This window comes from Stenotrophomonas sp. YJH_SMC_122 (genome assembly GCF_059369535.1).
This window is the reverse complement of sequence record NZ_JCAFST010000001.1, coordinates 603660-630334: the sequence shown is the minus strand read 5'-3', so window position 1 is coordinate 630334 and position 26675 is coordinate 603660. Positions and strand designations below refer to the sequence as shown.

The following is a 26675-nucleotide window of genomic DNA, read 5'->3' as shown; positions in this document are numbered from 1 at the left end:
TCAGCGCTTCAGCGAAACGAACGCGTCACGACCGGCGTAACGCGCGCCGGCGCCGAGGGCTTCCTCGATGCGCAGCAGCTGGTTGTACTTGGCCACGCGATCGCTGCGGCACAGCGAGCCGGTCTTGATCTGGGTGGCGGTGGTGGCCACCGCGATATCGGCGATGGTGGTGTCTTCGGTTTCACCCGAGCGGTGCGAGACCACGGCGGCATAACCGGCGCGGTCGGCCATGGCGATCGCTTCCAGGGTTTCGCTGAGGGTGCCGATCTGGTTGACCTTGATCAGGATCGCGTTGGCGGTGCCCGAGTCGATGCCTTCCTGGAAGATCTTCGGGTTGGTCACGAACAGGTCGTCGCCGACCAGCTGCACCTTCTTGCCGATGCGGTCGGTCAGCAGCTTCCAACCCGCCCAGTCGTTCTCGGCCAGGCCGTCTTCAATCGTGATGATCGGGTACTGCGCGGCCCAGTCGGCGAGGAAGTCGACGAACTGCTCGGAGGTCAGGCGCTTGTTCTCGCCGACCAGGTTGTACTTGCCGTTCTCGAAGAACTCACTGGAGGCCACGTCCAGGCCCAGCAGCACGTCCTCACCGGCGGTGTAGCCAGCCTTGCCGATGGCTTCGAGGATGGTATCCAGCGCTTCGACGTTGCTGCGGAAGTCCGGCGCGAAGCCGCCTTCGTCGCCCACCGCCGTGCTCAGGCCATGGCCCTTCAGCACCGACTTCAGCGAATGGAAGATTTCGGTACCAGCGCGCAGTGCTTCGGAGAACGAGGTGAAGCCCACCGGCAGCACCATGAACTCCTGGAAGTCGACGTTGTTGTCGGCGTGCGCGCCGCCATTGATGATGTTCATCATCGGCACCGGCAGCGACGGCGCCACGCCGGTCTTGGCAGCCAGGTACTGCCACAGCGCCTGCTTGTTCGATGCGGCGGCGGCGTGCGCAGCGGCCATCGAAACACCCAGCAGCGCGTTGGCACCCAGGCGGCCCTTGTTCTCGGTGCCGTCAAGGTCGATCAGGCGACGGTCGAGGCCGGCCTGGTCGGTGGCCTCGAAGCCCTTCAGCGCGGCGGCAATCGTGGTGTTGACGTTGTCGACGGCCTTGCGCACGCCCTTGCCCAGGTAACGGGTCTTGTCGCCGTCACGCAGCTCGACCGCTTCCTTGGTGCCGGTCGAGGCACCGGAGGGAACCGCGGCGCGACCGAACGAACCGTCCTCCAGGATGACTTCGGCTTCCAGCGTGGGGTTGCCACGGCTGTCGAGGATTTCACGGGCGTGGATGCTGCGGATCGTACTCATGGTCGGGCCGGTTACCTGTCTGGAGAGGGGGCGACAAAACGAATGCCGCGTGATTATCCCCGGCTGCCCGCCACTTGCCAAATGGCGTGGCCAGCATCAGCCCCAGCTGGACCCGATCACGATAAGGACCAGCGAGACCAGCATCACCAGAGCCGGCGGTGAAGGCCAGCACGCCCACCACCAGGGCCATCCAGGTCAACGCGGACAGCGCCAGCGCGATCAGGCCCCAGGGCCAGCCGCGCGCCGATGGGGTCGCATTCATCAAAGCCATCCGTAGAACAGGGTGCCGATCCACAGAGAAAGCAGGATGATCGCCAGCCCTGCCGGCACCTTGCCACGGTTCAATCGCCAGGCCAGCACAGCCGAAGCGACGCATCCTGCACTGGCCAGCAGCTCTCCGACCACAAGCGCAATGAAATACGCCCGAAGATCGAGCGCGCTGCTGCCATCACCCGGTGGCCGCACCGACGCAGCACCGATCAGCACCAGCCCGAACATGCCCGCGGTGAACACCACGGACAGCCCCAGCGCGATCAGGCCCCACGGCCATTGTCTCCAGTGCCGGCGGTGACGCTGGGTTTCCAGCGCCACCCACGGGTCACGACTCACGCGAAGCGCGAAAAGCCGTGCTTCTTGGTCACCGCGTCGAGTTCCATCAGAGTCTCGAGCAGGGCCTCCATCTGGTCCAGCGGCCACGCATTGGGACCATCGGACAGGGCCTTTGACGGATCCGGATGGGTCTCGGCGAACAGGCCGGAGATGCCCACCGCCACCGCGGCACGGGCCAGCACCGGCACGTGCTCGCGCTGGCCGCCGGAGCTGGTGCCCTGCCCGCCCGGCAACTGCACCGAGTGGGTGGCGTCGAACACCACCGGGCAACCGGTCTCGCGCATCACCGCCAGCGAGCGCATGTCGCTGACCAGGTTGTTGTAGCCGAAGCTGGCACCGCGCTCGCAGACCATGATCTGCTCGTTGCCGGTGGCCTTGGCCTTCTCCACGACCGGCTTCATGTCCCACGGCGCCAGGAACTGGCCCTTCTTGATGTTGACCGGCTTGCCGGCCGAGCACACCTTGCGGATGAAGTCGGTCTGGCGGACCAGGAACGCCGGGGTCTGCAGCACATCCACCACCGAGGCCACTTCGTCCATCGGGGTGTACTCGTGGACGTCGGTCAGCACCGGCACGCCGATCTGCTTCCTGACCTCGGCCAGGACCTTCAGGCCCTCTTCCATGCCCGGGCCGCGGAAGGCGGTACCCGAGGTGCGGTTGGCCTTGTCGAAGCTGGACTTGAAGATGAAGTTGACGCCGAGCTTGTCGGTGATCTCCTTCAGCTTGCCGGCGGTATCGAGCTGCAGCTGCATCGACTCGATCACGCAGGGGCCGGCGATCAGGAACAGGGGCTGGTCCAGCCCGACCTCGAATCCACACAGTTTCATGGCGTTTCCTTGTTGTCCGCGGCACCGGCCGGGCCGGTGCGCTGGGGGTTGAAGCGTGCAAGATGGGGGCCGGCGGCCCCCATCACAAGTCAGGCGCGGGCTTCCTGCAGCAGCTTGCCACCGGCCTTGCGCTCGCGCGCGGCACGGATGAAACCGATGAACAGCGGATGGCCGTCGCGCGGGGTGGACAGGAATTCCGGGTGCGCCTGGCAGGCCAGGAACCACGGGTGGGCATCGCGCGGCAGCTCGACCACTTCCACCAGGGTGTCGTCCATCGACTTGCCGGCGATCACCAGGCCCGCATCTTCCAGCTGGGTGCGGTAGCGGTTGTTGAACTCGTAGCGGTGGCGGTGGCGCTCGGCGACCACGTCCTTGCCGTACAGCTCGCGGGCCAGCGTGCCCGGCTTCAGGCGCTGCTCCTGCAGGCCCAGGCGCATGGTGCCGCCGAGGTCGCTCTTGTCGTCACGCTTCTCGACATCACCGCTGGCGGTGCGCCATTCGGTGATCAGGCCGATCACCGGGTTCGGCGACTGGCGATCGTTCTCGGTGCTGTTGGCACCTTCCAGGCCGACCACGTTGCGCGCGTAATCGACCACTGCCGCCTGCATGCCGTAGCAGATGCCGAAGTACGGCACCTGCTGCTCGCGGGCGAACTTCGAGGTCAGCACCTTGCCTTCAAAGCCGCGGTCACCGAAGCCACCCGGTACCAGGATGCCGTCGACATCGGCCAGTGCAGCCATGTCGGTGCCTTCCAGGTCCTGTGCTTCCAGCCACTTCAGGTTGACCTTGGTGCGCTGGCGCAGGCCGCCGTGCTTCAGTGCTTCGCCGACCGACTTGTAGGCATCCTGGTGATCGACGTACTTGCCGACCACGGCGATGGTCACTTCATCCAGCGGGTGCAGGGTCGCGTCGACCGCGTCTTCCCACATCGAAAGATCGACCGGACCGGCCTTGTCGGCCAGCTTCAGCTGGTTGACCACGATTTCGTCCAGGCCCTGTGCATGCAGGCCCGACGGAATGCGGTACAGCACGTCGACGTCCGGCACGCTGATCACCGCGCGCTCGGAGACGTTGGTGAACTGGGCGATCTTGCGGCGCTCCGAATCCGGCACCGCCTGCTCGGAGCGGCACAGCAGCACGTCCGGCTGGATGCCGATCGAGCGCAGCTCCTTCACCGAGTGCTGGGTCGGCTTGGTCTTCAGCTCACCGGCGGCGCCGATGTACGGCACCAGGGTGAGGTGCATGAACAGCGCCTTCTCCGGGCCACGTTCGGTGCGCACCTGGCGGATCGCCTCCAGGAACGGCAGCGACTCGATGTCGCCGACGGTGCCGCCGATCTCGACCAGTGCCACGTCGTAGCCTTCGGTGGCTTCGTCGATGCAGCGACGGATCTCGTCGGTGATGTGCGGAATGACCTGCACGGTCGCGCCCAGGTAGTCGCCGCGGCGCTCCTTGCGGATCACGTTCTCGTAGATGCGGCCGGTGGTGACCGAGTTCTTGCGGCTGAGGCGGGTGCGCACGAAGCGCTCGTAGTGGCCCAGGTCGAGGTCGGTCTCCGCGCCGTCGTCGGTGACATAGACCTCACCGTGCTGGAACGGGCTCATGGTGCCCGGATCGACGTTGATGTACGGATCGAGCTTCATCATCGTGACCTTCAGGCCACGGGCTTCGAGAATGGCGGCCAGCGACGCAGCGGCAATGCCTTTGCCGAGCGAGGACACCACGCCGCCGGTTACGAAAATCAAGGGAGTCATGGCTGCAAGCATCCTGTCTGGAAATGGAAAACGGCAGCACCACGCGCACCCGGAGGGCGGGCATGGTGCTCAGAGGGGGTTTTCCGGTTCGCTGTGGCAGCGAGGGAGGTGCGGATCCGTGCGGCAGCAGGCGCCGGACGGGAACCATCGTGCGAGGTCGGGGCGACCGTGCCGGTCAAATCGACCGTCACCTGCGACCCGCCATGCTGGAAGCCACGCTTGGCCGCTCCAGCCCATTCGCAAAGGGTGGACACGCACTTACTCCCGGAAAGCCATAGTTTACAGATTGATGGCCGCCAACCCAAGGGGCAGACGCCACGTTCCTAAAAAGAAACGCCCCGCTGAGCGGGGCGTTCCGGAGCGCAACCCTTGTCGCAAGGGCGCCTGGCAGGCTGCGGGATCAGCGCTTCTTGCGCGCTTCCTCTTCCTCTTCCTGCTGCGGGGCCGGCTGGCCCTGCGCCTTCATCTGGGCATTGGCCTGGGCCCGACGCTTGGCCTTGGCATCGGCCTCGGCCTGCGCCTTGTCGGCCTGGTCACCCTGCTGCGGGGCCGGCTGGCCGGCGTTCTGCGCCACCACCAGCGGTACTGCAACGGCGGCAGCGGCCAGGATCGCAATGGTCAGCAACTTCTTCATGAGGTCCTCCTCGCGGTATGGCTTGGACGTTCAGACCCAACGGGGCCGCCGGCGTTCAGATTCCAGCGGCTGCCATTTTACCCCCTCTGCGTCGCCGAGACTGAACCGCAGGCGTGCAAAATCCCGTGCCAGACCCCACACTTGCCCGTCGCTCCAAGCTTTCGAAGACAGATGAACGCCCGCTATAACGCCGCCGATATTGAAGTCCTGTCCGGCCTTGACCCGGTCAAGCGCCGTCCCGGCATGTATACCGACACCGCGCGCCCGAATCACCTGGCGCAGGAAGTGATCGACAACTCGGTGGACGAGGCCCTCGCCGGCCACGCCCGTTCGATCGAGATCACCCTGTACAAGGACGGCAGCGTGGAGGTCAGCGATGACGGCCGCGGCATGCCAGTGGACATTCATCCGGAGGAGAAGATCCCGGGCGTCGAGCTGATCCTCACGCGGCTGCACGCAGGCGGCAAGTTCAGCAACAACAACTACACCTTCTCCGGCGGCCTGCACGGCGTCGGCGTCAGCGTGGTCAATGCGCTGTCGACCCTGGTGGAGGTGCACATCAAGCGCGACGGTGCCGAACACCGGATCACCTTCCGCAACGGCGACCGTGCCACGCCGCTGGAAGTGGTCGGCAGCGTCGGCAAGAAGAACACCGGTACCCGCGTGCGCTTCTGGCCGGACCCGAAGTACTTCGATACGCCGAAATTCGCGGTGCGCGCGCTGAAGCACCTGCTGCGCGCCAAGGCAGTGCTGTGCCCGGGCCTGACCGTGAAGCTGACCGATGAAGCCACCGGTGAAGTCGATACCTGGTACTACGAGGACGGCCTGCGCGATTACCTGAAGCTGGAGCTGGGCGATCGCGAGATGCTGCCGGCCGAGCTGTTCGTCGGCAGCCTGAAGAAAGACACCGAGATCGTGGACTGGGCCGTGGCCTGGCTGCCGGAAGGCGAGCTGGTGCAGGAAAGCTATGTCAACCTGATCCCCACCGCCCAGCACGGCACCCACGTCAACGGCCTGCGTACCGGCCTGACCGAGGCGCTGCGCGAGTTCTGCGACTTCCGCAACCTGCTGCCGCGTGGCGTCAAGCTGGCCCCGGAAGACGTGTGGGACCGCGTGTCGTTCGTGCTGTCGCTGAAGATGACCGACCCGCAGTTCAGCGGCCAGACCAAGGAACGCCTGTCCTCCCGCCAGGCCGCCGGCTTCATCGAAGGCGCCGCCCATGATGCCTTCAGCCTGCTGCTCAACCAGAACGTGGAGCTGGGCGAGAAGATCGCGCAGATCGCCATCGAGCGCGCCAGCGCGCGCCTGAAGACCGAAAAGCTGGTCGTCCGCAAGAAGGTCACCCAGGGCCCGGCCCTGCCCGGCAAGCTGGCCGACTGCATCAGCCAGGATCTGTCGCGTACCGAGCTGTTCCTGGTGGAAGGTGATTCGGCAGGCGGCAGCGCCAAGCAGGCCCGCGACAAGGATTTCCAGGCGATCATGCCGCTGCGCGGCAAGATCCTGAACACCTGGGAAGTCTCGTCCAACAGCGTGCTGGCCTCGGAGGAAGTACACAACCTGGCCATCGCCATCGGCTGCGATCCCGGCAAGGACGACATCAGCGGCCTGCGCTACGGCAAGGTGATCATCCTGGCCGACGCCGACTCCGACGGCCTGCACATCGCAACGCTGCTGACCGCGTTGTTCCTGAAGCACTTCCCGGCACTGGTCGATGCCGGCCATGTGTTCGTGGCGATGCCGCCGCTGTTCCGCATCGACGTGGGCAAGCAGGTGTTCTATGCCCTGGACGAGGAAGAAAAGCGCTCGATGCTGGACAAGATCGAGCGCGAGAAGATCAAGGGCGCCATCAACGTCACCCGCTTCAAGGGCCTGGGCGAGATGAACCCGCCGCAGCTGCGCGAGTCGACCATCCACCCGGATACGCGCCGCCTGGTCCAGCTGACCGTGGACGATGGCGAGCAGACCCGCTCGCTGATGGACATGCTGCTGGCCAAGAAGCGCGCGTCCGACCGCAAGGGCTGGCTGGAGTCGAAGGGCGACCTGGCTTCGCTGGAAGTCTGATCCCTCGCAGGGTCGGATCCGTTTCCCGCCGGGAAAGGGATCCGACCCATCCGCCCCGGGCATTCCGCCCCCATCGGCAAACCCGGCGGCGCCATAATGCGCGTCCATCCGCGTGGACCACCGTATTGGCCAGCCACTCGCTGCTGTTCCCCGACCTGCCGCTGCACAGTGCACGGCTGGTCCTGAGCCCGATCCGCCGTGACGACGCCGCCGCGCTGTTCACGCTGCAGTCCGATCCCGATGTGATGCGCTGGTGGAATCATCCGGCCTGGACGCGACAGGCCGAGGCGCGCGAGCAGATCGACGATGATCTCGCAGCCCATGCCATCGGTACCCAGCTGAAGCTGGCCGTGCGCGAATCACTGGAAGGTCCACTGCTGGGCATCTGCGTGGTGTTTGCAGTGGACCGCACTGCAGCCCGCGCCGAGATCGGCTACCTGCTGGCACCGGACCGCCAGGGCCAGGGCTACATGCACGAGGCCCTGCAGCAGGTACTGGCCTACCTGTTCGGCACCCTCCACCTGCATCGCGTGGAAGCCGAGATCGACCCGCGCAACGCACCCTCCGCGCATGTGCTCGAACGCCTGGGCTTCCGCCGCGAGGGAGTGCTGCGCCAGCGCTGGCGCATCCAGGGGGAACTGGCCGACTCGGCCGTCTACGGCCTGCTTGCCGATGACAAAGCGGCAACCGCCCTGTCCGCTTGACCCAAGCTGGCCAATAGCGGCCGCAACGCCCGGCCATGCCTTTGGACACATACGGCTTGGGCCGCCACCGGCCTAGCATCGGAATCCCCTTCCGCTGCCCACCCGGTGCCATGAAGTCCCTGTTGCACACTGCCGCGCTCTGCGTCGGCCTGCTCATCGCCCCAGCCAGCGTGCTGGCCGCGCCTGATGCCGACGCCAAGCCCGATCCGAAAGACGACAAGACCGAGGCACCTGCGTTGCCCGCAGACGCCTCGGCCCGCCAGAGCATGCGCCTGGCCGGCCGCACCCTGGACTACACCGCCACCGTCGGCACCCTGCCGGTACGCGATGCCAGGGGCAAGGTCATCGCCGACGTGGTGTTCACCGCCTACACGATGCCGGGCAAGGACCGGCCGGTGACCTTCGCGCTCAATGGCGGCCCCGGGGCATCGTCGGTCTACCTCAACATGGGCGCGATCGGGCCCAAGGTGGTGACCTTCGGCTCCGAGGGTGACAGCGCGTCGGCGCCGGCCACGCTGCACGACAACCCCGGCACCTGGCTGGACTTCACCGATCTGGTGTTCATCGATCCGGTCGGCACCGGCTTCAGCCGCGCTCGCATCGGCGACGATGAAGCGAAGAAAGCGCTGTACAACCCCAGCGCCGACATCGAATACCTGTCACGCTCGATCTACGACTGGCTGCTGCGCAACCAGCGCATGGCGTCGCGCAAGTACCTGACCGGCGAGAGCTACGGCGGCTACCGCGGCCCGCGCATCACCCACTACCTGCAGACCCGGCTGGGTGTTGCGATGAACGGCCTGGTGCTGGTCTCGCCGTACCTGAGCCCGACCCTGGAAGACAACGCCGATGTTTCGCCGATGGCGTGGATGCAGACCCTGCCGTCGATCGCCGCCGCGCACCTGGAGCGCCAGGGCAAGCTGACCGATGCAGCCATGCGCGAAGTAGTGGAATACACCCGTGGCGACTACGCCACCGCATTGATGAAGGGCCGCAGCGATCCGCAGGCGACCGAGGCGATGCTGCGCCGGGTGACCGAACTGACCGGACTGGACCCGCAGTTCGTGCGCCGTGCCGGTGGCCGGCTGGAAACCCAGGCCTACCTGCGGGAAGTGTTCCGCGACAAGGGCACGCTGGGCAGCCGTTACGATTCCAACGTGACCGCGTTCGATCCATTCCCGAACGATCCGGAGCAGCGCGCCAACGATCCGCTGCTGGACAGCATCATCGCGCCGACGACCACGGCGATGGTCGACTTCGTGACGCGCGTGGTCGGCTGGAAGGTGGACGCGCGGTACCAGGCGCTGAACTACGACGTGAACCGGCTGTGGGACCGCAATGGCGAGCTGCGCGATGGCGCGGTGACCCAGCTGCGCCAGGCCGTGGCGATCGACCCGCACCTGCAGGTGCTGATCGTGCATGGCTGGAACGACCTGTCGTGCCCGTTCATGGGTTCGATCCTGACCGTGGACCAGATGCCGACGATGGGCAGCAATCCGGACCGGGTGCAGGTGCGCAGTTATCCGGGCGGGCACATGTTCTACAGCCGGGCCGACAGCCAGGCGGCGTTCCGCAGGGATGTGCAGGCCCTGTTCCAACGGAATTGAGGGGTTCGGCCGGGCCTGCGGCCCGGCACCCGCTGACTGCAACGGCAAGATCAACGGCAAAAGCGGGCTTCCTGAGGGCTGGCGAGGTGGGGTGGATAGGCAGGACGCGCCGTAAACCCGTCCATGGGGGCTCGATGGCGCCATCCATGGCGCCAACGGTCCTGCCTATCCACCCCACCCCGCCTTCGACAGGTTCCTGCTGCTGTTGGTGGGTGTCGACCTTGGTCGACACACTGGATACAGAAGAATGATCTGCCATGGAAAAAAGCCCGCCGGAATCCGGCGGGCTTTTTCGATTGTCGGGGTCAGATCCCTTTCCTCAGGGGAAGGGCTCTGACCCCAGGGCTGCGGGCATCAGGTCCAGCCGAACAGCTCGAACAGCTTCAGGATCAGGTACGCACAGCCGCCTGCGGCCGGAATGGTCAGGATCCAGGCCCAGACGATGCGCTCGATCACGCCGAACTTCAGCGAACGCGGGTTCTTGGCGAAGCCGACGCCCATGATCGCGGTGGAGATGCTGTGCGTGGTCGAGACCGGCATGCCGAAGTGGGCCGCCAGGGTCAGGATGGTGGCCGAGCTGGTCTCCGCAGCGAAGCCGTGGATCGGGTGCAACTTGACCATCTTGTGGCCCAGGGTCTTGATGATCTTCCAGCCACCCGAAGCGGTACCGGCCGCCATCACCACCGCGCAGGTCAGCACGATCCACATGGCGATGCCGTCACCGGCGTGCGCGTCCGGGTGCATGAAGGCCAGCCAGGACGGCAGATCGTTCAGTGCGCCGGTGGCTTCGGCACCAATCAGGGTCATCGCGATGATGCCCATGGTCTTCTGCGCGTCGTTGTGGCCGTGGGCGAAGCCCATGTAGGCCGCCGAGGCGATCTGCGCCTTGCCGAAGAAGGCATTGACGATGCGCGGACGGGCCAGGCGGCCGATGGCGCCACCGACCTTGGCCAGGCCGGCGATCAGCGCCCACAGCAGCACCATCACCACGATGCCGAGCAGGAAGCCGGCGATCGGCGAGGTGATCATCGGCACGAACACCTTCCACAGCAGGCCCTTGTTCTGCGCCCAGCTGCCCAGGCGCTCCGACCAGATCAGCGCGTCCCAGTTGTTGTGGGCCGCGGCCAGGCCGGCACCGCAGAGACCACCGATCAGGGCGTGCGAGGACGAGGACGGCAGGCCCTTCCACCAGGTGATCAGGTTCCAGATGATGCCGCCCAGCAGGGCGCACAGGATCACCTGCGGAGTGACCTCGACCACGTTGGTGTTGAGCAGGCCCGAGGCGATGGTCAGCGCCACCGCAGTGCCGGTCAGCGCACCGATGAGGTTCATGAAGGCGGCCAGCATCACCGCCCAGCCGGGCGAGAGCACCTTGGTCGCCACTACGGTGGCAATGGAGTTGGCAGTGTCGTGGAAGCCGTTGATGAACTCGAAGACGAGCGCGGCCAGGATCACCACCAGGACAAGGGTCAACATGCGGCGGCGTCCGTCAGCTGTTCTTCAACACGATCTGGTACGCCACCACGCCGGCCTCGCGGCAACGGTCGATGGCCTTTTCCAGGATCTCGAAGAATTCCTTCAGCAGGAACATCTGCAGGTTGTCCAGGCGACCGGAGTAGATGTCGCGGTACAACTCGAGCATCAGGCGATCGGCCTCGTTCTCCAGCGAACGCAGCTTCTCGTTCAGCGCGGTCATCCGGTCCAGGTTCATGTGGCGCAGGTCGGCCACCATCTCCACCACTACGCCGGCGGCCTGTTCCAGCATCGCCGCGCGCGGCGCGAAGTCGATGTGCTCCAGGTGGGTCGTGGCCAGCGAATAGCGATCGGCGAACTTCTCGATCTGCTTCGGAATCTTGTACAGGGCCGAACCCAGCGCTTCGATGTCTTCGCGCTCGATCGGGGTCATGAAGCTGTCCACCAGCGCCTGGCTGATCTTGTCCGAGGCCGCGCGTTCGCGCAGGCGGGCCAGCTTGAAGGCGTCCAGCGCGGGCTGGCGGTCGGCCTCGCGCAGCATGGAATGCAGCGCCTTGGCGGCATCGGAAGCCGCGACGGCAGCCTCATCGAGCAGGGTGTAGAACTGTTTGCCGGAACCGAAAATGGTCTGCAGAGAGAACATTGAGAAACCTGTCAGCCGTCGCGGGAAGGACGGCACCAGAGCGAATTATGACGGCTAGATGACCATCACGGGTATCCCCGCACCCTTTCCGGGCTCTTGGAGCCCCAACCTGAACAGGCGGTTGCCACCCTGCCACGCCCCTTTGCTAAGATGCCAGCGCGCCTTCGGGCGCACCTTATGGACGACGACCCTAATCCCCCTGCGCCGCGCCGGACCCCGTTCCTGAGCGCCAGCCGCCATCGCAAGCACCCGCCCTCCCTGCCACCAACCGGGGACGACGCCCGTGTTTGAAATGATCCTGATTGTCTTCGCGCTTGTTCTGCTGAACGGCTTCTTCGCCATGTCCGAGATGTCGGTCATGACCTCGCGCAAGAGCCGCCTGAAGCAGATGGCCGCCACCTCCAAGCGCGCCGCCAAGGCGCTGGAGCTTTCGGAGAAGCCGGAGAGCTTCCTGTCCACCGTGCAGATCGGCATCACCGTGATCGGCGTGCTGACCGGCTACCTCGGTGGTGATGCGATCGGCGACGCGATCGCCGGCTGGCTGCAGGGCCTGATGCCCGGCTTTGCGTACGCGCGCGAGGTGGGCACCGCCCTGGCGGTCTCGCTGATCACCTTCATCACGCTGATCTTCGGCGAACTGGTGCCCAAGCGTCTGGCCTTGACCCGCTCCGAGGCCATTGCCGGCCTGGTCGCGATGCCGATGAGCTGGCTGGCCAGGCTGGCCCTGCCCTTCGTCTGGCTCCTGTCCAAGACCACCCAGCTGGTACTGAAGGTGCTGGGCCTGGGCAAGGACGAGGCCGCGCAGGTGACTGAAGAAGAGATCCGGATGCTGGTGGCCGAGAGCCACGAAGCTGGCGTGATCGACGCCCACGAGCGCGACATGATGAACCGCGTCATGCGCCTGGGCGACCGCACCGCCGACAGCCTGATGACCCCGCGCAACCGGATTGCCTGGCTCGACACCCAGGCCGGGCTGGAGCGCAATCTGGACATCATGGCCGAGCACGAGTTCTCGCGGTACCCGGTGTACCGCGATAACGACATGGACGTGGTCGGCGTGCTGGAGCTGAAATCGCTGGCCACGCGCATGGCGCGCGGCGACAACGCGCTGTTCCAGACCCTGCGCGAACCGCTGTACGTCTCCGAATCGACCCACGCGATGAAGCTGCTGGAGATCTTCCGCGAGGAACAGCAGTCGATGGCGCTGGTGGTGGACGAGTACGGCGAGATCCAGGGCCTGGTGACCATCAGCGACCTGATGGGCGCGGTGGTCGGCCGCCTGCAGGCAGTGGAAAATGCCGACGAGGATGCGCTGGTGGTGACCCGCGAGGACGGCTCGCTGCTGGTGGACGGCTCGCTGCCGATCGAAGACCTGCGCGAGCTGATCGGCAGCAACGAGCTGCCCGATGCCGAAGATGGCGACTACTACACGCTGGCCGGCATGTGCATCCACTACTTCGGCCGCATCCCGCACGCAGGCGAGTACTTCGACTGGGCCGGCTGGCGCTTCGAGGTGGTCGACCTGGACGGTGCGCGGGTGGACAAGCTGCTGCTGCGCACGTTGTCCGACGAGCAGGCCGATGAGCTCACCGCCTGAGGCCGGCCAGGGCCAGGGTGCGGAGCGCCCGACCTACCGCAACGAGGGCATCCGCACCCTGCTGGAGATGTTCGCCTCGGGCGATCCCGCCGAGCACATGCCACTCGGCCAGATCCTCAGCAACCTGCAGCAGAGCGCGTTCGGCGTGTTCCTGTTCGTGGCGATCCTGCCCTCGTTCATCCCGATCCCGGGCATGGGGGGGGCGGTCAGCGGCCCACTGGTGGTCCTGATCGGCCTGCAGATGCTGTGTTGCCTGCGCCGGCCCTGGCTACCCGGTTTCATTGCCCGACGCGGGCCGAAGCGCGGCACCATGCACCGCTTCCTGGACCGTATCGATCGCCCGTTGCGGCGGCTGGACAGGATGCTGAAGCCTCGCCTGCCGCAGTTGCTGACACCGCTGCCCGCGCACGCCTTCAGCGGCCTGCTGCTGGTGCTGCTGGGCATCCTGCTGTCGTTGCCGATTCCGTTCACCAACTTCCTGTTCGGCTTCCAGCTGCTGCTGTTCTCGCTGGCGCTGCTGGAGCGCGATGGTGCATTGATGCTGTTCAACTGGATCGCAGCACTGGTGGCGATCGCGTTCTTCGGCTTCAGTTCTGGGCAGCTGGTGGGCTATACAGTGGAGCTGTTCCAGCGCTGGTTCTGAAGCGGCATCCGGTAGAGCCGGCCGCTGGCCGGCTGCCACGCTTCCAGGGTTGCCGGCCAGCGGCCGGCACTACCCGCATCCGCTAGATCCACGCCACGCGTGGATGCGGCAATCACCGAAGGTCGACGAATCCGTTGTCCGCCAGCGGTGCCGGATCATCCTGCACCGCCGACAGCACGAAGCTCAACGCCTTGCCCAGCAAGGTGCCCGGGCCGTCCCAGTATTCGGCGCTATCGGCGCGCACATGGATCAGGCGAAGGTTGGGGTCCTCCTTGCCGGCGGGGAAGAACAGCTTCATCGCCGGCGACCACAGCTCTTCGATCTTCGCGCGATCATCGACAACCCGCGCCCGCCCCGCCACAGACACATAGGTGTTCTTCGATGGCGAGGCATAGGCCACATTGACGCGCGGGTCGAGCGCGATCTCGGCCACCTTCGGGCTGTCGGCGGTGATCACGAACCACAGGTCACCGTCGAAGGCGACCTGCTGGGTGGCCAACGGCCGGCTGTAGAGTCGCCCGTCGACGCCGGTAGTGGTGAACATCGCCACCTCCACGTCCTTGATCAGTTCAGCCAGCTGGGCAATGTGTTCGGCACGGGTCTCGGCCATGGTGGGAACTCCAGAAGTGGGAGCTCCCATCAGACGCGGATCGGCCGCAACGGGCCGTGACGCGATTGTTCAGCCCGCGTGGCGGCCATGCCAGGCGTTCATCGCCAGCTCGAAGGAACGCAGGCGCGCACGGTGGTCATACAGGTTGGCAGTGAGCATCAGCTCGTCAGGCTTGTGCCGCTCAACGAAAGCGGCGATGCCCTCGGCCACCTGCTGCGGATCGCCCAGTACGGTGCAGGCCAGGGCCCGTTCCACGCCGAGCTTTTCGTGCGGCTCCCAGAAGGACTCGATGTCGTCGATCGGCGGCGGGATTTTGCCGGGCCGGCCGCGGCGCAGGTTGACGAAACTCTGCTGTTGGCTGGTGAACAGGCGACGCGACTCGGCTTCGCTGTCGCTGGCAACAACGTTCAGGGCCAGCATCGCGTGCGGCTGCTTCAACGTGGCCGAGGGGCGGAATTCGCGGCGGTACACCGCCAGCGCTTCGTCCATCACGTCCGGCGCGAAGTGCGAGGCGAATGCATATGGCAGCCCCATCGAGGCAGCCATGCGTGCGCCGAACTGGCTCGAACCGAGGATCCAGGTCGGCACTCGCAGGCCGCCCCCCGGAACGGCCTGCACCGCCTGTCCAGGCTGGACCGGCTCGAAGTAGTGCAGCAGCTCGCGCACGTCCTGCGGGAACTGGTCGGCACTGTCGAAATAGCGGCGCAGTGCACGTGCGGTCGGCTGATCGGTACCCGGCGCACGGCCCAGGCCAAGGTCGATGCGGTCCGGATACAGCGAGGCCAGCGTTCCGAACTGCTCGGCCACCTGCAGCGGGGCATGATTGGGCAGCATGATGCCGCCCGCGCCGACACGGATGCGCCGGGTGCCACCGGCAACATGGCCGATCAGCACGGCGGTGGCGGCACTGGCGATGCCGGGCATGTTGTGGTGTTCGGCCAGCCAGTAGCGGCGGTAGCCCAGTGCATCGGCGTGCTGGGCCAGTTCCAGCATGTTGGCGAAGGCGGCGGTGGTGTCACTGCCCTCGCAGACCGGGGCCAGGTCAAGGATCGACAACGGGATCATCAGGCGCTTTTCCGTCACAGGATCACCTCTGCATGGGGGCGGCCGGGCGCAGCGGCCAGTGACGGTGGCGGGATGCTGATTCCCGTAGGGCGGGTTCAGGACCCGCTGCGCTTGGTCCGGTAGAGCCGGCCGCTGGCCGGCGGGCAACGTGCCCTGGCAGCCGGCCAGCGGCCGGCTCTACCGGGCAAGCGTCAGAACGCGCTGGGGCGCGGTTCGGGCAGCGGCTGGTCGACCATCGGCTTCAGCTCGGCATCCAGCGCCACGCGCTCATCGAACACGAAGCAGCGGCCTTCGTAGCCTTCGCCGCCCACCTCCTCGAAGTAGCCGAGGATGCCGCCATCGAGCTGCAGGACATTGTCCATGCCGTCATTGACCATCCACAGCGCGGCCTTCTCGCAGCGGATGCCGCCGGTGCAGAAACTGACCACGGTGCTGTCCCGCAGCGCATCGCGATGCGGCGCCAGCGCCTCGGGCAGGTCGGTGAACTTGCGGATGGGCAACACCAGCGCATCCTTGAAGGTGCCGTACTCCACTTCCTGCAGATTTCGCGTATCGAGCATCACCACCGGCTTGCCGGCATCGTCATGCCCCTGCCGAAGCCAGCGCTGCACGGTGGCAGGATCGACCGACGGTGCACGCGGATAGCCCAGCGGCTGGCCGTCATCGCGGCGGAAGCTGATGATCTCGTCCTTGACCTTGGCCTTCAGCCGCGCGAACGGCTGGTGCTCGCTCAGGCTGGTCTTGACCCGCATGTCGGCGAAACGCGCATCGGCATGCAGCGCTGCATAGAAGCCCTCGACGGCCTCCGGGGCACCCGCCAGGAACAGGTTCAGCCCCTCGCCCGCCACCAGGATCGTGCCCCGCAGCTCCGCCGCCTCGGCGCGCGCCAGCAACTGGTCGCACAGGGCCTGGGGGGCGTCGATGACGGCGAAATGGTAGGCAGCGGTATTGGCGATCATGCCGCCATTTTAGCGCCTCCCGCCCGCACAGACAGATTCAGGGTTCAGTGCCCTCTGCGCAGCAGAGGGATCCGACCCCAAGCCCGGCAGACACCCGGAATCTGTCAGGGGTGGGGCGGTGTGGGCAGGCGGGGGCGCAGAGCACCATGGATGGCGCTCTACGAGGCACGCAGGAGCAGCTTTTGCCGTCCCCCGCCTGCCCACACCGCCCCACCCTCCCACTGAAGCCCGGCTTTTGACGTTGCCGTTGCGTCTGCGGGTGCGGGGTGCAACCCGGCCAGAAGCCCCCTTTACCCCCGCAACAACACGAACGGCAGCAGCACCAGCGCCGCCGCACCGGCCATCGCCAGCAGCACCAGCACCACGAACAGCGGCCGCCGCCGGAACAGGCTGCCGAACGTCTCCGCCGTGCCCTCGCGCAACGCCTGCTCACGCTGGGCACGGATGCGCGGCCCGCGTTCGGCCTGGTATTCCGCCATCAGCGCCTTCGCACGCGGATGATCAGCGTCGTCGCGCAGCCACAGGCCACCATTGGAAATGCCCCACGGGCTGGGTTCGGTGCGATACCAGGCGATGCCGTGCTGGTCGAGCAGCGTGCAGACATCGGCATATTCGTCGTCGCCGACATTGCGCAGATTGAGCAGGAGTTTTGCCATGGCGCCATGATACCCGGCGCCGATGCGCTACCCTTGCCGCCCTCGCCCCGCGCCCTTCTGGAGACGCCCGATGCGCCGCCTGCTGCTTCCCCTGCTGCTGTCCCTCGCCGCCGCTGGCTGCTCGACCGAGCCATCCGGCCCGCCGCCCGGCGGCACGCTGACCACCTTCGAGCGGATCGATACCGTGCCCGGCACCGGCGCCGAAGCCATCGCCGGCAGCAAGGTCACGGTGCACTACACCGGCTGGATCTACGACAACCGTACCGAGACCAGGCACGGCAAGACCTTTGACAGCTCCTTCAAGCACGGCGAGCCGTTCACCTTCGCGCTCGGCGCCGGCCAGGTCATCCGCGGCTGGGATGAGGGCGTGGCCGGCATGAAGGTCGGCGGCAAGCGCACGCTGATGATTCCGCCGGACTACGGCTACGGGGACCGCAAGGTCGGCCCGATTCCAGCGGGCTCGTCGCTGGTGTTCGACGTCGAGCTGCTCGATGTCAAACCGTAATGCCGCCATGCCCCGTCGGGTCGTCGTCATTGGCGGCGGCCCGGCCGGCCTGTTCGCCGCCGAACGCCTGCGTGCCGCTGGGCTGGAGGTCGACCTGTACGAGGCCAAGGGGTCGCCTGGCCGCAAGTTCCTGATCGCCGGCAAGGGCGGCCTCAACCTCACCCATTCCGATCCGCGGCCGTTGTTCGACAGCCGCTACCGCGAGCAGGCCGCTGTGGTCGGCAGCTGGCTGGACGGCTTCGACGCACAGGCACTGCGTGACTGGGCCGCTGGCCTGGGCGTGGAAACCTATGTGGGCAGCTCCGGCCGCGTGTTCCCGGTCGACCGCAAGGCGGCGCCGCTGCTGCGCGGCTGGGTGCGCCGATTGAAGGAACAGGGCGTGCGCCTGCACGCCAACCACCGTTGGATCGGCTGGAGCGACGACGGCGCCCTGCGCTTTGCCACCGATGCGGGCGAAGTCGATGTCCGCGCCAATGCCACCGTGCTGGCGATGGGCGGCGGCAGCTGGCCGCAGCTGGGCAGTGATGGCGCCTGGGTCGTGCCACTGCGGGCGCGTGGCGTGGACATCGCGCCGCTGCAGTCGGCCAACTGTGGCTTCGACGTGGACTGGACGCCGTTCTTTGCCCAGCGCAATGCCGGCGCACCATTGAAGCCGGTGGTCGCGCACTGGATCGACCTAGCGGGACAACCGCGGTCACTGCAGGGCGAGTGCGTGGCCAGCGAATATGGCATTGAAGGCAGTCTGGTCTACGCGTTGGCCGCCGACCTGCGCGAGACCATCAACCGCGATGGCCACGCAATGCTGTGGCTGGACCTGGTGCCCGGTCGCGACGAGGCACGCCTGCTGGCCGACCTGTCACGTCCCCGCAAGGGCCGAAGCTTCGGCGAGCACCTGCGCCGCCAGGCGGGTCTGGATGCGGTGAAGGCCGCACTCGTGTTCGAGATTCTTGGCAGGGAGGCCGGCAACGACCTGCCAGCTGTGGCCGCCACGCTCAAGCGCCTGCCGCTGCGCCTGCTGCGCCCCAGGCCGATGGCCGAGGTGATCAGCACCGCCGGTGGCGTGCGCCTGGATGCGCTGGATGACGGCCTGATGCTGCGGGCCGTTGCTGGCGTATTCTGCGCCGGTGAAATGCTGGACTGGGAAGCCCCCACCGGCGGCTACCTGCTGACGGCGTGCTATGCCAGTGGCCTGCGCGCCGCCGAGGGCGTGATCGGGTGGCTGGCCGGGCGGTGACGCCTGCCGTGTAGCGTCGAGCCCATGCTCGACGGCACATCACCACGGCCTGCGCATGCTCACCGAGGCCAGCGCCACACCGCTGGGATGCGCATAGGCTTCCTCACGCACGCTGACAAAGCCCTGCCGTTGATAGAACGGCACGGCATTGAGCGACGCCGACAGCACCACTTCGCGCTCATGATCGGCCATCGCCAACAGGCGCTGCATCAGCGCCTGGCCAATGCCCTGGCCGCCATGATCCGGATCTACGAACAACGCATCGACTTCATTGGCATCGGCATCAAACACGCCGAAGCCAAGCAGACCACCCTGCCCGTCCTCGGCCACCACGCAACCGCCCTGCCCCAGCAACCGCGCATACTGCGACGGTGGCGGCGAGGCCGACCACGGTGCAATGACCTCGGGAGGGTAATGGCTGCTGCAGGTTTCGCGCACACAGCGCGTGCGCAACGCCCACAGCGTGGCGACATCGTCGATGGTACCGGTCCTGAACTGCATGGCGCCTCCTTGTAGCGCCGAGCCCATGCTCGGCTCGGCTGTTCTTTGTTCCGACCTCGCAATGAGAGAAGCAGCCGAGCATGGGCTCGGCTCTACAAGGTCACGCTACCGCGACTTGCTGGCGCGCAGAGCCTGGATCTTCGGCGGCGGCTGGAACGAGTCGCTGCGCGCATCGGCCCAGAATGCATGGAACACCGCATGGTCGGGCACCGTGTGCAGCAGCTCGCCCGGTTCCAGGTAGCGGTAAAGCGACGCCAGCGAACGGATTTCCACCGGCGACACGCGACGCAGGATGTGCTCCGGCCCCAGCTCGGCAGGATCGTTCAGGCCCGCCGCGCACAACAGTTCCTTCAAGGCATGCAGCGTGTGCTCGTGATAGCTGTACACACGGGTGGCCTTGTCCGGTGCATCCAGATGCTTCCAGCGCGCCGGGTCCTGGGTCGCGATGCCGGTCGGGCACTTGTCGGTGTGGCAGCTCAACGACTGGATGCAGCCCAGCGCGAACATGAAGCCTCGGCCGGCATTGCACCAGTCGGCGCCCAGCGCGATGGTGCGCGCGATGTCGAACGCACTGGTGATCTTGCCAGCGGCACCGATGCGGATGCGCTCGCGCAGATCCAGGCCGACCAGGGTGTTGTGCACCAGCAGCAGTGCTTCATGCATCGGTACGCCGACATGATCGACGAATTCAGCCGGTGCCGCGCCGGTGCCTCCCTCGGCTCCATCGACCACGATGAAGTCCGGCAGCAGCCCGGTTTCCTGCATCGCCTTGGCGATGCCGAACCATTCCCAGGGGTGGCCGATGGCCAGCTTGAAACCGACCGGCTTGCCACCGGACAGCTCGCGCAGCCGGGCCACGAACTGCAACAGTTCGACCGGCGTCGAGAATGCCGAGTGACGCGACGGCGATACGCAGTCCACGCCCATCGGAACACCACGGGTCACCGATATTTCGGCGGTCACCTTTGGTGCCGGCAGCACGCCGCCGTGGCCCGGCTTGGCACCCTGCGACAGCTTGATCTCGATCATCTTGACCTGGTCGTGGGTAGCGTTGGCGACGAAGCGCTCTTCGCTGAAACCACCCTTCTCGTCACGGCAGCCGAAGTAGCCCGATCCGATTTCCCAGACCAGATCGCCGCCCATCTCGCGGTGGTAGGGCGAAATCGAACCTTCGCCGGTGTCGTGGTAGAAGCCACCGCGCCGCGCACCTTCGTTCAATGCGCGGATCGCGTTGGCCGAGAGCGAACCGAAGCTCATCGCCGAGATGTTGAACACGCTGGCCGAATAGGGCTTGGCGCAGTTCGGGCCAATCAGGACGCGGAAATCATGCTTGGCAATGGAGGTGGGAGCCAGCGAATGGTTGATCCACTCGTAATCCACCGCATAGGTACTGCGCAGGGTACCGAACGGCACCGTGTCCATTTCGTTCTTTGCACGCTGGTAGATCAGCGCACGCTGCTGGCGCGAGAACGGCACGTCCTCCAGGTCGCTCTGCACGAAGTACTGGCGGATTTCCGGGCCGATGGATTCCAGGCCATAGCGGAAATGCGCCATCACCGGATAGTTGCGGCGCAGCGTGCTGCGCTTCTGCAGCAGATCCCAGGTCCCCAGCGCCACCATCGCGGCAGTCAGGCCGACGCCCCAGTACCAGGCCGGCCAGATCGTGGCCAACCACAGGCAGATGGGAAACATCAGGATGGCGAGCAGGTAGACGATATACCGGTGCATGGCGTTCCTTGGTTGCAACTGCCTGCGAGTCTACCGCGCCGGCCATCACCGGCGTTTACAGGCGACCGTCAACCACGTTGCGCGGCCAGGCCGATTTCACGTCGTAGACGATGCCGCCGGGCGCCAGCAGCGCCTGGATTGCGGCGTCATCCATGGCTTTGAATCGGGCATGGGCCACCGCCAGAACTACGGCGTCGTAACTCCCCGCCACCGGCTCGGCCAGCCAGTGCACGCCCGCGTCGGCCAAGGCCGCCGGGCCGACCCACGGGTCGCTGACCTCCACCTGTGCGCCGCCATCACGCAGGCGCTGCGCCAGTTCCAGCGCACGGCTGTTGCGCAGGTCCGGACAATCCTCCTTGAAGGTCACGCCCAGCACCAGGATACGCGACTGCGCAGGTGCGCGGCCGCGTTCGGCCAGCATTGCCAGCACACGCGACGCCACATGCTCACCGACGCGGTTGTTGACCTGCCGCGCGGTGTGGATCAGGTCCGGGTGGTAACCCACGCTCTCTGACTTGTGCAGCAGGTAGTACGGGTCCACGCCGATGCAGTGGCCGCCGACCAGGCCCGGCCGGAATGGCAGGAAGTTCCATTTGCTGCCGGCCGCGTCGAGCACATCCTGGGTGTCGATGCCGAGCCGGTCGAAGATCAACGCCAGCTCATTGACCAGCGCGATGTTGACGTCACGCTGGATGTTCTCCACCACCTTGGCCGCTTCGGCCACACGCATCGACGGCGCCGGGAAGGTACCGGCGGCGATGATGCGCTGGTACAGGCCATCAATCACCGCAGCCACTTCCGGTGTCGACCCCGAGGTGATCTTGCGGATATCGGCCAGGCGCCGCTGGCGGTCGCCGGGGCTGACCCGCTCCGGGCTGTAACCACAGTAGAAGTCTTCGTTGAAGCGCAGCCCGGAAAGCTGCTCCAGCAGCGGCACGCAGACCTCTTCGGTGGTGCCGGGGTACACCGTGGATTCGTAGATCACCAGGTCACCCGCACGCAGGTGGCTGGCGATCAGCCGCGTCGCCGAACGCAGCGGCTCCAGATCGGGCTGCTCATAGGCGTCGATCGGGGTCGGCACGGTAACGATGTAGACATTGCAGGCATCGAGCAATGCCGGATCGCTGCCGTACTGCAACTGCTGTGCACTGGCCAGCTCATCGGCCTCCATTTCCAGCGTATGGTCCTGGCCGTCGCGGAGCTCGGCGATGCGATCAGCATCGATGTCGAAGCCCAGCGTCGGCCAGTGCCGACCGAAGGCCACCGCCAGCGGCAGGCCCACGTAGCCCAGCCCGATCACCGCGAAGCGCGGCGAAGCTGCTGCCGCAAGCGGCGCGCTCAACGCCGCATCCCATGCAACGGCTGAAATCGCATGCGTACTGCCATGAGCATGGCCGACCTACTCATTCGCTTTGCCACTCCGGGAAGATCCATGCCAGAAAGGCTACAGCCTAACGGCCCGGGTGCCCGGCCGCCAAGGAGGGTCAGGAGCCCAGTGCGACTGCGGCCGGCTCCAATTCACCATCGGCGCCGGTCCAGGCCTGCAGCAGGCGCTCGAAGCCACCGCTGCCCAGCACGAAGCCCGGCCATGAGGCGTCGACGATCTGTACCAGCAGGTCCGCATCAATGCGCCGGGTCCCCATCGACCAGCGCGGGAATGCCCGCTGCGCCACCGGCGCGCGGCACAGCACCTTCAGGTGTCCATGGCTGCGCGCATTGGCGATGCGCTGGTACACCGAATCGATGCCATCCTCCGGGCCTTCCAGGTACTGCAGGAAACGGCTGCCATCGAACATCAGCACACCCGTGACACCGGCTACTCGGTTGAATGCCGTGGCATCGGCCAGCAGGCGGTCAAGATCGGTTGTCTGCAGGTCGGCGCGGGCCTCGCTGGCATAGGCAATCGCGTGCAGCGACATCGGGTGGCTCCCCCCCTGGGAACGATGCTTTGGACTATGACATGAATGGGAGCGACAGTTAAGCACACCGCCGCTCCACTGCAATCCGGTCGGGATGCCGCAGCTGGGCTACAATCGGCGCCGCGCTGCAGGCCCGGATGGCGAAACTGGTAGACGCATCGGACTTAAAATCCGCCGGGGGCAACCCCATGCCGGTTCGATTCCGGCTCCGGGCACCATCGCACTTTTCACGACGAACGTCAGATCGCACGCGAGTAGCGCGGCTGCTCGCAGGCGGCACGCAGGTACGGGTCGAAGCACATCGCCAGCAGCCGCAGCAACGGCCGTCCAGGCTCGCTGGCGCGCACTACACCGTCACGGTACTCGGCCAGGCCATCTTCCTGCAGCCGCTGCACCGAACGCAGGTCTTCGGCGAAGTACTGCTCGAAATCCACGCCATGGCGCTGGCCCAGCACCGCACCATCCACTTCGCCCTGGCACATCAGCTGCTGGATCAGTTCTGCGCGCAGCTGGTCGTCGGCGCTGAGCGCCACGCCGCGCCACACCGGCAACTGCCCCTGGTCCACGGCATCCTCCCACGAAGGCAGGTCGCGCGGATTCTGGCTGTAGGTGGCACCGATGTGGCTGATCGCACTCACGCCCAGGCCAAGCAGATCGGTATCGGCGTGGGTGGTATAGCCCATGAAATTGCGATGCAGCTGCCCGGCGCGCTGCGCACGTGACAGATCTTCTTCCGGCAATGCGAAGTGATCCATGCCGATGTACTGGTAGCCGGCCGCAGAGAGCTTCTCCACCGCCAGGCCCAGCAGCGCCAGCTTGTCTTCCGGCGAGGGCAAGCGGCGTTCGTCGATCTGCTTCTGTGCGCGGAACAGATGCGGCAGGTGTGCGTAGCCGTACACCGCCAGGCGATCCGGGCGCAATGCCAGCACCCGTTCCAGGGTGCGGCCAAACCCTTCCAGGCTCTGTCCCGGCAGCCCATAGATCAGGTCGACGTTGACCGAACGCATGCCGCTGTCGCGGCAGGCCTGCAGGATGTCCAGCGTCTGCTGCACGCCCTGCACGCGGTTGATCGCTTCCTGTACCTGTGGGTCGAAATCCTGCACGCCCAGGCTGGCGCGGTTGAAGCCCAGCCGCGCCAGCATGGCGACATCGCGGGTATCGATGAAGCGCGGGTCGAGTTCGATCGAGAAATCACGCTGCGGCGAATCGCTGAAATCAAAGCGCCGGCGCAGTCCTTCCACCAGCGTGGTCATCGCCTCGGCCTCGAGGAAGTTCGGCGTGCCCCCGCCCAGGTGCAGCTGGATGACCTCACGGCCGTCCTCGAACTGCGGCGCCAGCAGGTCGGCCTCGGCCAGCACGCGCGCGACGTAGCTGTGGCCACGGCCGCGGTCGCGGGTGATCACCCGGTTGCAGCCGCAGTAGAAGCAGGGGCTGGAGCAGAACGGCACATGCACGTACAGCGACAGCGCGCGGGCCAGCTGGTTGCTGTCGGCGATTGCCTGGCGCAGTGCCGGCGCATCGAAGCCATCGTGGAAATGAGGCGCGGTCGGATACGAGGTGTAGCGCGGCCCCGGCCGGTCATGCCGGCGCAGCAGGTCGGGGTCGAAGGTCCAGGCAAGACCGCCGGCGGCGGGAGAGAACGTGTCCATGCCGCCAGCATCGCGCCGGGCGGACCCGACCGCCTTGACCCAGATCAATCGCGGGCGGGGATTCCCAGCACCGGCAGGCCGACCTGCGGCCAGCGCAGCATCTGGTAGCGCTTCCAGAAAGTGTCACCGATGCGCGCGGCGACGTCGTTGGCCAGCGCCTGCATGGGCGGGTTGCCGCACTCGGCGGTGGTGATCCGGAACAGCACCAGCCAGCGGTCGAACAGGTCCTTGTCCAACTCGATGGCCATGTGCTTGGACATAGGCGAGCCCTTGAAGCGGCGCGTGCCGCGCAGCATTGCCGACCAGAAATCGACCAGCTGCGCCAGGTGTTCCGGCCAGTCGTGGACGTGTGCCTCGAACACAGGCCCCAACCGCTCTTCCTCGCGCACGCGCGCATAGAAGTCGTGGACCAGGCGGGTTACTTCCTGCTCAGTACACAACGCGGGCGAGGCGACGGGCAGGACAGGCGGGGCTATTGCGTTCATCGGGGCACCCAAAGCTTGCCGGCAGTGTGCCGTAGCCGGCCGGCACCGCCGTTGATCCAGATCAATGTCGGCGCAGTCCGCTGCACCTAGTCTGGCATTCCTGCAGGAAGCATGCCCTGCGGATGCTGCGCCAGCCTCGGCGGAGTATACGCGCCGCCCTCATTCCGATCCGGGACAGCATGAACAGACCCTCTCCCAGCCACCGCCAGCAGCTGATCCACCACTGGGGCGCCATCCTCTGGCCCAGCTTCATCGCTGCAGGCCTGGCCAGCGTGGTGTTCTTCGCCTTTGTCGACCCGCTGCGTCTGCAGGCGATCAGCTTTCCGGGTACGGCGATCAGCCGCGAACTGGGCTATACGGCAGGATTCTTCATGTTCTGGTCGGTGACCGCACTGTCCAGCGCGGTCACCTGGTACCTGCAGCGACCGATGCCAAGCGACGACGACGACGAGCTGCCGCTGGGATGAGTACGCCCTGCACCGGAATCCCACGCCGCTGGCATTGGCGCGGCACGCTCAGCATGCTCTTGCTGGCCCTGTTCTATGCCCTGCCATGGCTGCGCTGGAATGGGCGGCAGGCCCTGCTGCTGGACATCAACGCGCGGCGCTTTGACCTGTTTGGCTGGACATTGTGGCCCGGCGATGTCGGCGTGCTGATCGGGTTGCTGGCGGTGCTGGCGGTGGGCCTGGCGCTGCTCACCCACCTCGCCGGCCGCATCTGGTGCGGCCACGCCTGCCCGCAGACGCTATGGCGCCGTGCCTTCGACTGGATTGCGCGCGCCATGGCCCGGGCCTTGCCAGCACCCGCCGTGCGCCCTGCCACCCAGGTGGCATGGGGGCTGCTGTCGCTGTGGACCGGCATGACGTTCGTCGGTCTGTTCAGCCCGATCGAAGAATTGGTGGCCGCCGCGCCGCATGCCGGCTGGAGCGGCTGGGAAACGTTCTGGGTGCTGTTCTATGCCGCCGCCACTTGGGGCAATGCTGGTTTCCTGCGCGAGCAGGTGTGCCGTTCGCTGTGCCCGTTCGCGCGCCTGCAGCCGCTGCTGACCGATCCGCATACACCACGCATGTTGTACGACGCGCGCCGCGGCGAACCGCGCGGCATGCGTCCGCCGGGGCTGGGGGGCGTGCTCGGACGCGGCCGTGGCCTGCTCGATCCGACCACCGCACAGGACTACGTGTTCCGCGCTGCACATCCGCTGCTGGCCGGACCGATGCCCACCTTCAGCGCCGACCGCCTGGGCGACTGCACCGATTGCGCTGCCTGTGTCAGCGCCTGCCCGATGCAACTGGATATCCGCCAGGGACCTCAGGCCGATTGCCTGGCCTGCGGCGCCTGCCTGGAAGCCTGCTCGCGGCAGCAGCACCAGGCCGGTTTCGGCCCGGGGCTGGTGCGCTACTGCAGTCCGCAGGCCATGGCCGGGCAACCGCGGCAATGGTGGCGACCACGGACCCTGGCACTGCTGTCGATGCTGCTGGCGCTGTTGGCCTGCGGCGCCTGGCGCCTGCTTTGAATCAAC

27 protein-coding genes and 1 tRNA gene are annotated in these 26675 nt (G+C 66.5%); 10 read left to right on the top strand and 18 right to left on the bottom strand.

What is annotated here, in order from left to right; translation table 11 throughout:
- The 6 genes from eno to AC5P66_RS02955 all read right to left on the bottom strand — a co-directional run bounded on the left by eno (position 1) and on the right by AC5P66_RS02955 (position 5117).
- A complete protein-coding gene (eno, locus tag AC5P66_RS02980) occupies positions 1-1293 on the bottom strand; it encodes a phosphopyruvate hydratase (protein ID WP_049464694.1) in 1293 nt (430 codons plus the stop codon).
- Entirely contained in the window at positions 1262-1555 is a 294-nt protein-coding gene (locus tag AC5P66_RS02975) for a hypothetical protein (protein ID WP_181452416.1), read from the bottom strand. The genes eno and AC5P66_RS02975 overlap by 32 nt, the downstream gene beginning before the upstream one ends.
- A complete protein-coding gene (locus AC5P66_RS02970; protein ID WP_049439840.1) occupies positions 1555-1902 on the bottom strand; it encodes a hypothetical protein in 348 nt (115 codons plus the stop codon). The genes AC5P66_RS02975 and AC5P66_RS02970 overlap by 1 nt, the downstream gene beginning before the upstream one ends.
- The gene (kdsA, locus tag AC5P66_RS02965) at positions 1899-2729 is read right to left on the bottom strand and encodes a 3-deoxy-8-phosphooctulonate synthase (RefSeq protein WP_049412800.1); all 831 of its coding nucleotides are present in this window, start codon (positions 2727-2729) and stop codon (positions 1899-1901) included. The genes AC5P66_RS02970 and kdsA overlap by 4 nt, the downstream gene beginning before the upstream one ends.
- A gap of 89 nt (positions 2730-2818) precedes the next feature.
- Positions 2819-4483 carry a CTP synthase gene (gene pyrG / locus AC5P66_RS02960; protein WP_049412802.1) on the bottom strand — a complete coding sequence of 555 codons (1665 nt, stop codon included), beginning with the start codon at positions 4481-4483 and terminating at the stop codon, positions 2819-2821.
- 400 nt (positions 4484-4883) lie between these two features.
- Positions 4884-5117, bottom strand: a complete 234-nt coding sequence (locus tag AC5P66_RS02955; protein WP_049435736.1) for a hypothetical protein — start codon at positions 5115-5117, stop codon at positions 4884-4886.
- A gap of 171 nt (positions 5118-5288) precedes the next feature.
- Here AC5P66_RS02955 and parE point away from each other — a divergent pair, with 171 nt between their 5' ends.
- The 3 genes from parE (at position 5289) to AC5P66_RS02940 (ending at position 9489) form a co-directional block, all read left to right on the top strand.
- Positions 5289-7178 carry a DNA topoisomerase IV subunit B gene (parE, locus tag AC5P66_RS02950; protein WP_049416636.1) on the top strand — a complete coding sequence of 630 codons (1890 nt, stop codon included), beginning with the start codon at positions 5289-5291 and terminating at the stop codon, positions 7176-7178.
- 125 nt (positions 7179-7303) lie between these two features.
- Positions 7304-7882: a GNAT family N-acetyltransferase gene (locus AC5P66_RS02945; RefSeq protein ID WP_049416639.1), complete on the top strand. Its 579-nt coding sequence runs from the start codon at positions 7304-7306 to the stop codon at positions 7880-7882.
- A gap of 110 nt (positions 7883-7992) precedes the next feature.
- Positions 7993-9489 carry a S10 family peptidase gene (locus AC5P66_RS02940; RefSeq protein ID WP_049416641.1) on the top strand — a complete coding sequence of 499 codons (1497 nt, stop codon included), beginning with the start codon at positions 7993-7995 and terminating at the stop codon, positions 9487-9489.
- Between the two features lie 354 nt (positions 9490-9843).
- Here AC5P66_RS02940 and AC5P66_RS02935 read toward each other — a convergent pair whose 3' ends face one another.
- Positions 9844-10965, bottom strand: a complete 1122-nt coding sequence (locus AC5P66_RS02935) for an inorganic phosphate transporter (RefSeq protein WP_019658889.1) — start codon at positions 10963-10965, stop codon at positions 9844-9846.
- A 13-nt stretch (positions 10966-10978) separates the two neighbouring features.
- The gene (locus AC5P66_RS02930) at positions 10979-11605 is read right to left on the bottom strand and encodes a DUF47 domain-containing protein (protein ID WP_004152833.1); all 627 of its coding nucleotides are present in this window, start codon (positions 11603-11605) and stop codon (positions 10979-10981) included.
- A 292-nt stretch (positions 11606-11897) separates the two neighbouring features.
- Here AC5P66_RS02930 and AC5P66_RS02925 point away from each other — a divergent pair, with 292 nt between their 5' ends.
- Together AC5P66_RS02925 and AC5P66_RS02920 are read left to right on the top strand one after the other, a co-directional pair.
- The gene (locus tag AC5P66_RS02925) at positions 11898-13202 is read left to right on the top strand and encodes a hemolysin family protein (protein ID WP_049410714.1); all 1305 of its coding nucleotides are present in this window, start codon (positions 11898-11900) and stop codon (positions 13200-13202) included.
- Complete coding sequence (locus tag AC5P66_RS02920; protein ID WP_099495006.1) at positions 13186-13845, top strand: exopolysaccharide biosynthesis protein; 660 nt, start codon at positions 13186-13188, stop codon at positions 13843-13845. Before AC5P66_RS02925 ends, AC5P66_RS02920 begins: the two co-directional genes overlap by 17 nt.
- Positions 13846-13957: 112 nt before the next feature.
- On the opposite strand, the gene AC5P66_RS02915 is transcribed toward AC5P66_RS02920, so the two are convergent.
- The 4 genes from AC5P66_RS02915 to AC5P66_RS02900 form a co-directional block, all read right to left on the bottom strand.
- Positions 13958-14455: a pyridoxamine 5'-phosphate oxidase family protein gene (locus AC5P66_RS02915; protein WP_005416015.1), complete on the bottom strand. Its 498-nt coding sequence runs from the start codon at positions 14453-14455 to the stop codon at positions 13958-13960.
- A gap of 69 nt (positions 14456-14524) precedes the next feature.
- The gene (locus tag AC5P66_RS02910; protein WP_049438818.1) at positions 14525-15520 is read right to left on the bottom strand and encodes an LLM class flavin-dependent oxidoreductase; all 996 of its coding nucleotides are present in this window, start codon (positions 15518-15520) and stop codon (positions 14525-14527) included.
- 191 nt (positions 15521-15711) lie between these two features.
- Complete coding sequence (locus tag AC5P66_RS02905) at positions 15712-16479, bottom strand: sulfurtransferase (protein ID WP_049410727.1); 768 nt, start codon at positions 16477-16479, stop codon at positions 15712-15714.
- Positions 16480-16769: 290 nt separating this feature from the next.
- Positions 16770-17135: a DUF6164 family protein gene (locus AC5P66_RS02900; RefSeq protein ID WP_049414256.1), complete on the bottom strand. Its 366-nt coding sequence runs from the start codon at positions 17133-17135 to the stop codon at positions 16770-16772.
- A gap of 70 nt (positions 17136-17205) precedes the next feature.
- On the opposite strand from AC5P66_RS02900, the gene AC5P66_RS02895 reads away from it, so the two are divergent.
- Both AC5P66_RS02895 and AC5P66_RS02890 read left to right on the top strand, forming a co-directional pair.
- Entirely contained in the window at positions 17206-17640 is a 435-nt protein-coding gene (locus AC5P66_RS02895) for an FKBP-type peptidyl-prolyl cis-trans isomerase (protein WP_049414258.1), read from the top strand.
- A complete protein-coding gene (locus AC5P66_RS02890) occupies positions 17627-18874 on the top strand; it encodes a TIGR03862 family flavoprotein (RefSeq protein ID WP_049414260.1) in 1248 nt (415 codons plus the stop codon). The genes AC5P66_RS02895 and AC5P66_RS02890 overlap by 14 nt, the downstream gene beginning before the upstream one ends.
- Before the next feature lie 39 nt (positions 18875-18913).
- On the opposite strand, the gene AC5P66_RS02885 is transcribed toward AC5P66_RS02890, so the two are convergent.
- The 4 genes from AC5P66_RS02885 to AC5P66_RS02870 all read right to left on the bottom strand — a co-directional run bounded on the left by AC5P66_RS02885 (position 18914) and on the right by AC5P66_RS02870 (position 23022).
- Positions 18914-19375: a GNAT family N-acetyltransferase gene (locus tag AC5P66_RS02885; protein WP_049414262.1), complete on the bottom strand. Its 462-nt coding sequence runs from the start codon at positions 19373-19375 to the stop codon at positions 18914-18916.
- Positions 19376-19480: 105 nt separating this feature from the next.
- Positions 19481-21103, bottom strand: a complete 1623-nt coding sequence (locus tag AC5P66_RS02880; RefSeq protein ID WP_049414263.1) for an FMN-binding glutamate synthase family protein — start codon at positions 21101-21103, stop codon at positions 19481-19483.
- 55 nt (positions 21104-21158) lie between these two features.
- Positions 21159-22445, bottom strand: a complete 1287-nt coding sequence (locus AC5P66_RS02875) for a nucleotide sugar dehydrogenase (RefSeq protein WP_049438824.1) — start codon at positions 22443-22445, stop codon at positions 21159-21161.
- 142 nt (positions 22446-22587) lie between these two features.
- Positions 22588-23022 carry a BLUF domain-containing protein gene (locus AC5P66_RS02870; protein ID WP_099495007.1) on the bottom strand — a complete coding sequence of 145 codons (435 nt, stop codon included), beginning with the start codon at positions 23020-23022 and terminating at the stop codon, positions 22588-22590.
- Positions 23023-23153: 131 nt separating this feature from the next.
- Here AC5P66_RS02870 and AC5P66_RS02865 point away from each other — a divergent pair.
- Positions 23154-23240, top strand: a tRNA-Leu gene (locus AC5P66_RS02865).
- A gap of 21 nt (positions 23241-23261) precedes the next feature.
- On the opposite strand, the gene hemN is transcribed toward AC5P66_RS02865, so the two are convergent.
- Both hemN and AC5P66_RS02855 read right to left on the bottom strand, forming a co-directional pair.
- The gene (gene hemN / locus AC5P66_RS02860; protein ID WP_100477872.1) at positions 23262-24671 is read right to left on the bottom strand and encodes an oxygen-independent coproporphyrinogen III oxidase; all 1410 of its coding nucleotides are present in this window, start codon (positions 24669-24671) and stop codon (positions 23262-23264) included.
- 44 nt (positions 24672-24715) lie between these two features.
- Positions 24716-25156 (bottom strand): group III truncated hemoglobin, encoded by a 441-nt coding sequence (locus tag AC5P66_RS02855; protein WP_099495009.1) that lies wholly within the window; start codon positions 25154-25156, stop codon positions 24716-24718.
- Between the two features lie 179 nt (positions 25157-25335).
- Between AC5P66_RS02855 and AC5P66_RS02850 the strand changes: the two genes are divergently transcribed.
- Together AC5P66_RS02850 and AC5P66_RS02845 are read left to right on the top strand one after the other, a co-directional pair.
- On the top strand, positions 25336-25623 hold the full coding sequence (locus AC5P66_RS02850) for a hypothetical protein (protein WP_099488513.1): 288 nt from the start codon (positions 25336-25338) through the stop codon (positions 25621-25623).
- On the top strand, positions 25620-26669 hold the full coding sequence (locus AC5P66_RS02845) for a 4Fe-4S dicluster domain-containing protein (protein WP_099495010.1): 1050 nt from the start codon (positions 25620-25622) through the stop codon (positions 26667-26669). The genes AC5P66_RS02850 and AC5P66_RS02845 overlap by 4 nt, the downstream gene beginning before the upstream one ends.
- Positions 26670-26675: the final 6 nt, after the last annotated feature.

Coding starts and splice junctions, on each gene's coding strand:
- AC5P66_RS02900 (WP_049414256.1), bottom strand. CDS start 17,135: ATGGCAAAACTCCTGCTCAATCTGCGCAATGTCGGCGACGACGAATAT.
- AC5P66_RS02890 (WP_049414260.1), top strand. CDS start 17,627: ATGTCAAACCGTAATGCCGCCATGCCCCGTCGGGTCGTCGTCATTGGC.
- AC5P66_RS02870 (WP_099495007.1), bottom strand. CDS start 23,022: ATGTCGCTGCACGCGATTGCCTATGCCAGCGAGGCCCGCGCCGACCTG.
- hemN (WP_100477872.1), bottom strand. CDS start 24,671: ATGGACACGTTCTCTCCCGCCGCCGGCGGTCTTGCCTGGACCTTCGAC.
- AC5P66_RS02915 (WP_005416015.1), bottom strand. CDS start 14,455: ATGGCCGAGACCCGTGCCGAACACATTGCCCAGCTGGCTGAACTGATC.
- AC5P66_RS02910 (WP_049438818.1), bottom strand. CDS start 15,520: ATGATCCCGTTGTCGATCCTTGACCTGGCCCCGGTCTGCGAGGGCAGT.
- AC5P66_RS02845 (WP_099495010.1), top strand. CDS start 25,620: ATGAGTACGCCCTGCACCGGAATCCCACGCCGCTGGCATTGGCGCGGC.
- AC5P66_RS02880 (WP_049414263.1), bottom strand. CDS start 21,103: ATGCACCGGTATATCGTCTACCTGCTCGCCATCCTGATGTTTCCCATC.
- AC5P66_RS02940 (WP_049416641.1), top strand. CDS start 7,993: ATGAAGTCCCTGTTGCACACTGCCGCGCTCTGCGTCGGCCTGCTCATC.
- AC5P66_RS02975 (WP_181452416.1), bottom strand. CDS start 1,555: ATGAATGCGACCCCATCGGCGCGCGGCTGGCCCTGGGGCCTGATCGCG.
- AC5P66_RS02905 (WP_049410727.1), bottom strand. CDS start 16,479: ATGATCGCCAATACCGCTGCCTACCATTTCGCCGTCATCGACGCCCCC.
- AC5P66_RS02895 (WP_049414258.1), top strand. CDS start 17,206: ATGCGCCGCCTGCTGCTTCCCCTGCTGCTGTCCCTCGCCGCCGCTGGC.
- pyrG (WP_049412802.1), bottom strand. CDS start 4,483: ATGACTCCCTTGATTTTCGTAACCGGCGGCGTGGTGTCCTCGCTCGGC.
- AC5P66_RS02930 (WP_004152833.1), bottom strand. CDS start 11,605: ATGTTCTCTCTGCAGACCATTTTCGGTTCCGGCAAACAGTTCTACACC.
- AC5P66_RS02885 (WP_049414262.1), bottom strand. CDS start 19,375: ATGCAGTTCAGGACCGGTACCATCGACGATGTCGCCACGCTGTGGGCG.
- eno (WP_049464694.1), bottom strand. CDS start 1,293: ATGAGTACGATCCGCAGCATCCACGCCCGTGAAATCCTCGACAGCCGT.
- AC5P66_RS02850 (WP_099488513.1), top strand. CDS start 25,336: ATGAACAGACCCTCTCCCAGCCACCGCCAGCAGCTGATCCACCACTGG.
- AC5P66_RS02925 (WP_049410714.1), top strand. CDS start 11,898: ATGATCCTGATTGTCTTCGCGCTTGTTCTGCTGAACGGCTTCTTCGCC.
- AC5P66_RS02855 (WP_099495009.1), bottom strand. CDS start 25,156: ATGAACGCAATAGCCCCGCCTGTCCTGCCCGTCGCCTCGCCCGCGTTG.
- AC5P66_RS02935 (WP_019658889.1), bottom strand. CDS start 10,965: ATGTTGACCCTTGTCCTGGTGGTGATCCTGGCCGCGCTCGTCTTCGAG.
- AC5P66_RS02955 (WP_049435736.1), bottom strand. CDS start 5,117: ATGAAGAAGTTGCTGACCATTGCGATCCTGGCCGCTGCCGCCGTTGCA.
- parE (WP_049416636.1), top strand. CDS start 5,289: ATGAACGCCCGCTATAACGCCGCCGATATTGAAGTCCTGTCCGGCCTT.
- AC5P66_RS02920 (WP_099495006.1), top strand. CDS start 13,186: ATGAGCTCACCGCCTGAGGCCGGCCAGGGCCAGGGTGCGGAGCGCCCG.
- kdsA (WP_049412800.1), bottom strand. CDS start 2,729: ATGAAACTGTGTGGATTCGAGGTCGGGCTGGACCAGCCCCTGTTCCTG.